The organism is Tropicimonas marinistellae (genome assembly GCF_001509585.1).
In the GTDB taxonomy this organism is placed as follows: Bacteria; Pseudomonadota; Alphaproteobacteria; order Rhodobacterales; family Rhodobacteraceae; genus Tropicimonas; species Tropicimonas marinistellae.
The window spans coordinates 462815-470381 of sequence record NZ_LNCI01000005.1 but is presented as its reverse complement, the minus strand read 5'-3'; the positions used below and the strand labels follow the sequence as shown (position 1 = coordinate 470381).

The following is a 7567-nucleotide window of genomic DNA, read 5'->3' as shown; positions in this document are numbered from 1 at the left end:
GCGCTTGCATAGGCGTCTGCGATGTGGATTTCGGGCTTGTGCTTAGGCTTGTGCTTTCTACGTCCCATGTCTTCAATCTCCAAAAAAAGTTGGTACTTGTTCACCCATCCCAGCACGGGGGGCACAACAATCTTCCCACAAATTGCTGTATTTCAAAGCACGCATAGGTAGATAAGACTTTCTGGCAATACTGCATCGTAAGATATTCCCGTGAGGTGAAACGCGGTTTGGGCCAAATTGCGGCGTCCTGATTCAAAGTACCGCATTTCGCACGTCACGCGAGACATCGCCACCAATCCCGCAAGCCGTCCCCATTGTGGGGTTGTTCGAGGCGGTCTCCAGATCGGTTCGGCGGGATCCCCGGCAACAGCTGGGCGCGCTGTCGGTTGGCGGTGTCTTGGAGATTCCCTCGGCCCGAGAGCACCAGCATCACGCGTCGTGCCGCCAGGGGGGGATCGAGCCAACAAGAAAAGAAAAAGGACGAGACCCGCCATGGACTCGTCCTTTTTTCTGGCCGGGGGTTCTGGCCGGGTCCTCATCCTGGGCGAGGGCCCGGCCTGTCGGGCCTCTCCCCCCGTGCGAAGAGGTCCGACGATCCGTTGCTAGGCGATCAGGCCGCTTCCCCGTGCGCATAGGCGTCGGACTTGAGAAAATCGTCCACGGCCAACGTTTTGGCGAGTGTCTTCACGGAGGAATAGTGGTCCCCCTCGGCGTAGGCATCGGCCGACGCCGTGGCAACCTTGCCCTCGCCGACCTTCTTGCTCATGCTGCGGTGCACGCTGTGGTGCTTCTGGACGGTAAAGTTCCGGTCGAACACGTCCTCCCAGTCGATTGCAACCAGGCACTCCACAGCCTTCTCGTAGTTCTTTCCCTTGGAGGAAAACGAGAAGTTGCTCACCGTATCCGCCCCCTTCACGCCGGCGAAAGTCGTTGCGAAGGATTTTGCCTTGTCGTTGGACACGACGCAGGATTGCGCCGCCCCGATGGCGAGTTTGTACCCGTCGCCGTCGAGGATCGCGAGGTTCACATTCGCATCCGTTTTGGCATGCTCGCCGGTTGTCGCCGCCTTTGCCTTAACGGTGACCTTGATATTCTCATAATCGGGCTTCGACCATTTGGAGATCTTGGCGTCGATCTTATCCTTGTAACTATCGATGATCTTGAGTGCGTCAGCGATCGACTTCTCCGAAAATTTGCCCGACTTCAACTTATCGGCGACTTTTATTTGGCATTTCCGCATAAGGGTGACTAGGCTTGGCATCTAAAATCTCCAATTCTACTGCATACTTAGATCACTTGTTTCGAGTGGCCGCCCTCGTTCCGGGCTAATCCATCTTCTAATAAGATTTTCCCACAAGTCGCAGAATCTCAAAGCACGCATCGGTAGATAACACTATTAGGCAACCGGGGACCGGATGATGACCGCCTTTCCCGCACCGGCGTTTCGCGGCAATTCGCACCGGCCATCTTCCCGTCGCTGGGCAAGGAAGGCGCGATTGCCGCCATGGGTTTGGGCCCTGTCCGGATTGTCGGCACATCGCCGGAAAGGGCTGAATTCGGGCCGTCCGCATGGACGCCGCGACGTCGTCAGAATCCGCATCTGCGGTGCCCGGCCAAACAAAAACGTGGGGCCGGTGCGGCCCCACGCATGGATCGTCGCGGATATCGGTTGGTCTTGCCCGTTCGCGCGGGCCAAAACGGCCAGGTCGCGGCGCGCAGGGCGGCCTGTCGCGGCCTAGAGCGCCTCGCCGTACGCATGCGCGCCGGAGGCGAGAAAATCGTCCACCGCCAACGTGCTGGCGATGCTCTCGACCGCCGTGGAGCTGTCGCCATCCGCAACCGCAAAGGCGCTCGCCGTCGCCAGCTTTCCCTCGCCGACCTCCTTCTTGATACGGCTATGGGAGGAGTGATGCCGCGTGAAAATGATGTTCTTGTCGTAGATGTCCTCCCAGTCGATTGCGACAAGGCATTCGACGGCCTTTTCGTAATTCGAGCCTTTCCGGCTGTAGGAATGGATGGAGGCGGTATCCACGCCCTTGACGCCGGAAAATGTCGAGGCAAAAGACTCGCCGCTGTCGGAACCGGCATAGGATTGCGCGGTGCCAATCGCGAGTTTGTAGCCATCGCCATCCAGGATCGCGAGTTTCACATTCGCATCGGTCCTGGCATGCTCTCCCGTCGCCGCTGCCTTGGCTTGCACGGTCACGGCAATTGCTTCTTCGTCCGCCTTAACCCATTTGGACATCTTCGCGTCGATCTTGGCCTTGAACTTGTCGATGATCTTCATCGAATCGCTGATCGACTTTTCGGAGAATTTGCCCCACTTCAACTTTGCGGTGACGACCTTCTGACACCACACCATTAGTTTGGTCAGGGCGTAGCCACCATCGTGATAATCACCGCGGTCCCCGTCGTCGTGATGGGATCCACCCTTGTCGTATTTGTCCTTACTATAGTGCTTTTTGTACTTTTTCTTACCGCGTCTATATCCCATGACTCTTTATCCCTAAGAAATGTTGGCAGTGGTTCAAACCATAATGCTCTGAAATACATCGGTAAATTAACTAGTTGAGCAGGATTTTCTAACGCTTCGGGATGAATTTTCGCACATGGGCGTAATACCGGCTGCGTATGGTATCGAAAGATACATATATCTTTTGCGCATACCTCGAAAGGATGAGTTCACGCAGCGCAAATGCGCAATTTCTACGCCTTTTGGGGGTATATACCAATGCGCACGGTGATCCCGGTTTCTGGATAACAAACTGAAAAGGCGTGATTTATTTCGGCACTTCCCGTCAGGGAAGCTGGGTGGCCCGAGAGGCACGCCAAAAGGATGTGGCGACATCGAATTTGTACTGGGGCGAGCCAGGAAATCACCGGCTTCCTTCCGCAGCCATGCGAGCTTCGCGACGCAACCCGTTGAAACCCCGATCTGCTCCGCGCGGCCACGAACGGAGCGGGGCGCGACGGCGAACGCGGGTGCATTGGTGTTAGGCATCCGCGCATGACGCAAGAGCGCAATTCCCCGCCGGTGGCCGCCCCGCAGGCGCCCGTTCGGCCGCGCACAGCCCCGCGCGTCTGGTGGGGGATCCATGACGCTACGATCCGTCTCAGGCGTGCCCGCTTAAATCGGTGGGAATGGGTTGGTATACGTCACGTATGATCTGGTCTGTCCTCTCCGCCCTCGGCGGCGTCGGCCTGTTCCTGGTCGGAATGGTGTTGTTGACCGACGGTCTGAAGGGGCTTGCCGGTGCCCGGATGCGGTCCCTGCTGGAGCGCTTCACCCGGACCCCGGCCAGCGGCGCGCTCACCGGCGCGCTCACCACCGCTGCGGTGCAATCCTCCTCCGCAACCACCGTCGCTGCCGTGGGCTTCGTTGCCTCCGGTCTGCTCACCTTCCCGCAGGCGCTCGGCATCGTGTTCGGCGCCAACATCGGCACCACGATGACCGGCTGGATCGTCGCCATCCTCGGCTTCAAGCTCGATCTCGGCGAGGCGGTGCTGCCGCTGGTCTTCGTGGGGGCGCTCCTGCATCTTTCCGGGCGGCGGCGGCTGGCCCTGCTGGGGCACGCGCTCGCCGGTTTCAGCCTCATCTTCATCGGCATCGACCACATGAAGAACGGGCTCGATGCCTTCGAAGGTGTCGTCACCCCAACCGATTTCCCGCCCGACACGCTTCTCGGCCGGCTTCAGCTCGTCGGGACCGGCCTGCTGATCACGATTGTCACGCAAAGCTCCTCGGCGGGCGTGGCCACGGCGCTTGCGGCGCTCGGGGCAGGGGCCATCAACTTCCCGCAGGCCGCCGCGCTGGTGATCGGCATGGATGTGGGCACCACCTTCACCGCGCTGCTTGCCACGCTCGGTGGTGGCACCATGGCGCGGCGCACGGGGCTGTCCCACGTCATCTACAACCTGATGACCGGCGCCTTGGCCTTCCTCCTGCTGGGCCCCTTTGCCGCGCTCGTGGCGCCCCGGATCGCCGAGGGGAACGGCCAGATCGCGCTGGTGGCCTTCCACACCGTCTTCAACGCGTTCGGCGTTCTGCTGGTGCTGCCGGTGGCCGGCCCCTTCGCCCGGCTGATTGTCCGGCTCGTGCCCGAACGCGAAGCGCCGCTCACCCGCCGCCTCGATCCGGCCCTGCTGGCCACCCCCCGCATTGCCGCCGATGTCACCGCCGCAACGGTGGCGGGGCTCAACACCGCGCTGGCCTATCACCTGTGCCGCTGCCTCGGTGCCCCACCGCCGGCCGAAGCACCGCTTCACAGCCGCGAGGAGATCGAGACCGCGCTGGACCGGACCCGCGCCTACCTCGACCGCATCGCGCTCCCCGCTGGCCAGCCGGAGCTCGCGGCCCAGGTCGCCGGGTGCTTCCACGCGCTCGACCACCTGCTACGGTTGCTCTACCGCTGCGAGCAGGCCGATCGGATCGCCACCCTCCGCCGCGACCACCGCCTGCGCCGCCTCTCGCGCCTGCTGGCCGGTGCCGCCGCGCGCAGTGCACGGCCGGGCGCGCCGCCCGGCGGCCCGGCGGCGGCCGAGGCCATCCTCGACCGTCTCCGCGCCCTGCTGCGCGAACAACGCAAACGCCCCCGCGACCGCATCGTGCAACAGGCAGTGGAGGGTCGCATTGCCGATGGCGAGGCGCTGGCCCGCATGGACGCGCTGCGCTGGCTCCACCGCGCCGCCTACCACCTCTGGCGCATCCGTGTGCATCTCAACGCCATCGGCGCGGCCACGGCCCCCGTGTCGCCGCCGGAGGAAGCCCGGATCGAGGTCGCGCAGGACTAGCGTGCCAGGCCGTTCATCGCATTCCGACACCCGGGATTTCCGCGCGTCTGGCCGTCGCCGTGATGACCTGAATCAGCGACCGCGCTGCGCATTTCCCGTATAATGGGGCGCGATTGGAAACGCGCCTCACACGACACCTCACAGGGGGAGGAGGGCGTCATGGCACGGATCAAAATCAGAGGCACTGGCGGCGAAGACACCATCATCGGTGGCGGCCGCGCAGAGGAAATAATTGCAAGTCTTGGCAATGACTTCGTAGATGCCGGCGGCGGCGATGACTATGTCCGCGGCGGCGAGGGCGACGATATTCTGCTCGGAGGCGATGGCGACGACCGGCTGTTCGGCGGCCTCGGTCGCGACGTTCTCAAGGGCCAGCGCGGCCATGACGTCCTGGATGGCGGTGCCGATCCGGATGTCCTGATCGGCGGTGCCGGTCGTGACACGCTGATCGGCGACGAGGGAAACGACATACTGGCCGGCGGTGACTACGACCTCGACGAATGGCGGGCAGACTACTGGAACCTCGAACCGGGTGAGGGCGACGGCGAGCGGGATGTCTTCGTCGTCAACGCATATGCCGCGGACGGGCATGACCACATCCTCGACTTCGAACCGTTCATCGACGTCCTGCGCTTCAAGCAGAACGATATCGTCGGTGTCGTTCAGTACCCGTTTGGCCTGGCACTGGAGACCGCCTCCGGTGGCATGGTCTCGGTGGGGTATGACGTCTCGCTCCATGAACTGGCCGAGAGCGTGGTCGGCAGCGACTTCTTCGATCCGGTTGCAGAAGCGGCGCAGATCAAGAACCTGTCGGATCCGGGTGGCGGGCGCACGCCCGATATCTCCGGCGACGGGAACACAGTCGTCTACGACGACGGCGTGCTCTACGACGATACCACGGAGACAACGACCCACTTCACGAGCGGTGCAAACGGCGACAGCGGCTCCTTCTCGCTCTCCCACGACGGCACGAAAGTGGTGTTCCACAGCGACGCCACCAACCTCGTTCCGGGAGATTCCGACCTCAACGGAGCGCGGGACGTGTTCCTCTACGATGCGACGACCGGAGACACCGTCAACCTGACGCTCGGGGCCAATGGCGCTTCCGAAGGACCGTCGATCTCAGGTAACGGCGGCCTCGTGGCCTTCGCCAGTGATGCGACCGATCTCGTCACAGGCCAGACCGACGCAAACGGCTACGGAGATATCTTCCTGCGCGATATGGTCACCGGAGACATCCTCAACGTGACCCACGGAGCGGACGGGGATAGCTACGGGCCAAAGATCTCGGCGGACGGATCGACGATCATCTTCAGAACGGAGGCAACGAATCTTGTCGCCGGGGAAACCTATGAGTACGGCGGTTGCTTCTTGTACGATATTGCGTCGGAAGAATTCACTTACACTCCGGTACGCTACGATTTCGCGATTTCCGGCGACGGATCCTTGGTCGTTCATGGCGGGGGGGAGGTATACCTCTACGACGCAACAACAGGAACAAATGAGAGAATCTCCGGCGAGGCTCACCGCGAACGCGGGTACGAAAATCCCGACATCTCGGACGATGGGGCCACGGTCGTCTACAACGACCATGGCGGCAGGTGCCAGTTTGCCCACCTCTTCGTCTACGACGTGGAAAGCGGCGAAACCGAGGAGTTGGATTTCGGCGGCGGCGTGACGCCCGACGACTATGATTTTTGCGTCGGCGAGGTGTATGCCGACCCGTCCATCTCGGCCGATGGCTCGCGGCTGGCCTTCGAAAGCACCGTCGTGAACCTCGAAGAGGGGCCGATAGACGTGAACGGGGCAACCGTCGACGTCTTCCTCTACGATCTCGGGTGACACCGACGCACAGTTTCGTCATTTCGCGCGGCCGGTTCCGACCGGCCGCGCTGCCGTCAGCCTATTGCTGGGCCATCTGGCATTCCCGCATCACCTCCATCGCGGCATTCGTGCCGGTCAGGTCGACGGCGATCTCGCGGCCGCTCTCCGCCGTGATCGTCAGCGTCTGCTTCTTCGCCAGGTCGTAGGCGAAGTTCGGGTTGTTGAAATAGACGTAGCCGCCCTGGTAGGCGCCATCGACCTTCCTGACGGAATCCCCGACGAACCGCTCTCCGTCGAGGTCAAAATGGGTGATGATCGTGTCGCGGCTGTCGATGCCCGCATCGGCCAGCGTAAACAGCGCGACATAGCCCATCTCCTGGTTGCCATCGATTCCGATCTGCGTCTGGAACCCGTCGGCATCGGTCCGCTCGATGGCGCAGCCCTTGAGCCCCTCGGCCACCCGCACGTTCCACCCTTCGACCTCGGCATAGATGTCCTGCGCGAAAGCGGCGGACGACGCGATAACAAACGCGACGCATGCCGTCGCGATATTGGTATGGTTCAACATTCCAGTCCTCCCTGATGCTGAGCAATATCCAGCACGCCCGATACTGGTCCGGATCGCGTCGCCTGTGAAGGATTCGATTGTGCGGGGAACCGAGCGTGCCAATCACCGCCACCCGTTCCCCGCCCGGGCCCCGGATCGACACGCACAAGCGCAGCGCGCTCAGCCGCCCTCCAACCCCGCCATCCGCGCCACGATGTCGTCGCGCAACGCGGTCGCCTTCTCGTGGTTATAGGCCATGTGCTCCGGGTCGAAGACCCCCAAGGCCGCCTCCACATACTCCAATGCCGCCGCCAGATGTGGGCGCGGATCGGCGATGCTCTCGTGATCGGCCAACGCCAGTTCCGCAATCGCGAGGTTTTCCTGGCTCATGGCCCATTGCAAGGT

At 62.3% G+C, this 7567-nt stretch carries 6 protein-coding genes; 2 read left to right on the top strand and 4 right to left on the bottom strand.

Annotated features, from left to right (window positions below; genetic code table 11):
* Positions 1-610: 610 nt before the first annotated feature.
* Positions 611-1261, bottom strand: a complete 651-nt coding sequence (locus ARC39_RS13240; RefSeq protein WP_149866416.1) for a hypothetical protein — start codon at positions 1259-1261, stop codon at positions 611-613.
* A 474-nt stretch (positions 1262-1735) separates the two neighbouring features.
* Positions 1736-2494, bottom strand: coding sequence for a hypothetical protein (locus ARC39_RS13235; protein WP_068115147.1), 759 nt, complete (start codon positions 2492-2494; stop codon positions 1736-1738).
* A 668-nt stretch (positions 2495-3162) separates the two neighbouring features.
* On the opposite strand from ARC39_RS13235, the gene ARC39_RS13230 reads away from it, so the two are divergent.
* Positions 3163-4791, top strand: coding sequence for a Na/Pi cotransporter family protein (locus tag ARC39_RS13230; RefSeq protein ID WP_068115145.1), 1629 nt, complete (start codon positions 3163-3165; stop codon positions 4789-4791).
* Between the two features lie 159 nt (positions 4792-4950).
* Positions 4951-6633, top strand: coding sequence for a PD40 domain-containing protein (locus ARC39_RS13225; protein ID WP_068115144.1), 1683 nt, complete (start codon positions 4951-4953; stop codon positions 6631-6633).
* A gap of 61 nt (positions 6634-6694) precedes the next feature.
* Here the strand turns inward: ARC39_RS13225 and ARC39_RS13220 are convergent, their stop codons facing one another.
* The gene (locus ARC39_RS13220) at positions 6695-7183 is read right to left on the bottom strand and encodes a hypothetical protein (RefSeq protein ID WP_068115142.1); all 489 of its coding nucleotides are present in this window, start codon (positions 7181-7183) and stop codon (positions 6695-6697) included.
* 159 nt (positions 7184-7342) lie between these two features.
* Positions 7343-7552, bottom strand: coding sequence for a hypothetical protein (locus tag ARC39_RS13215; protein ID WP_068115140.1), 210 nt, complete (start codon positions 7550-7552; stop codon positions 7343-7345).
* Positions 7553-7567: the final 15 nt, after the last annotated feature.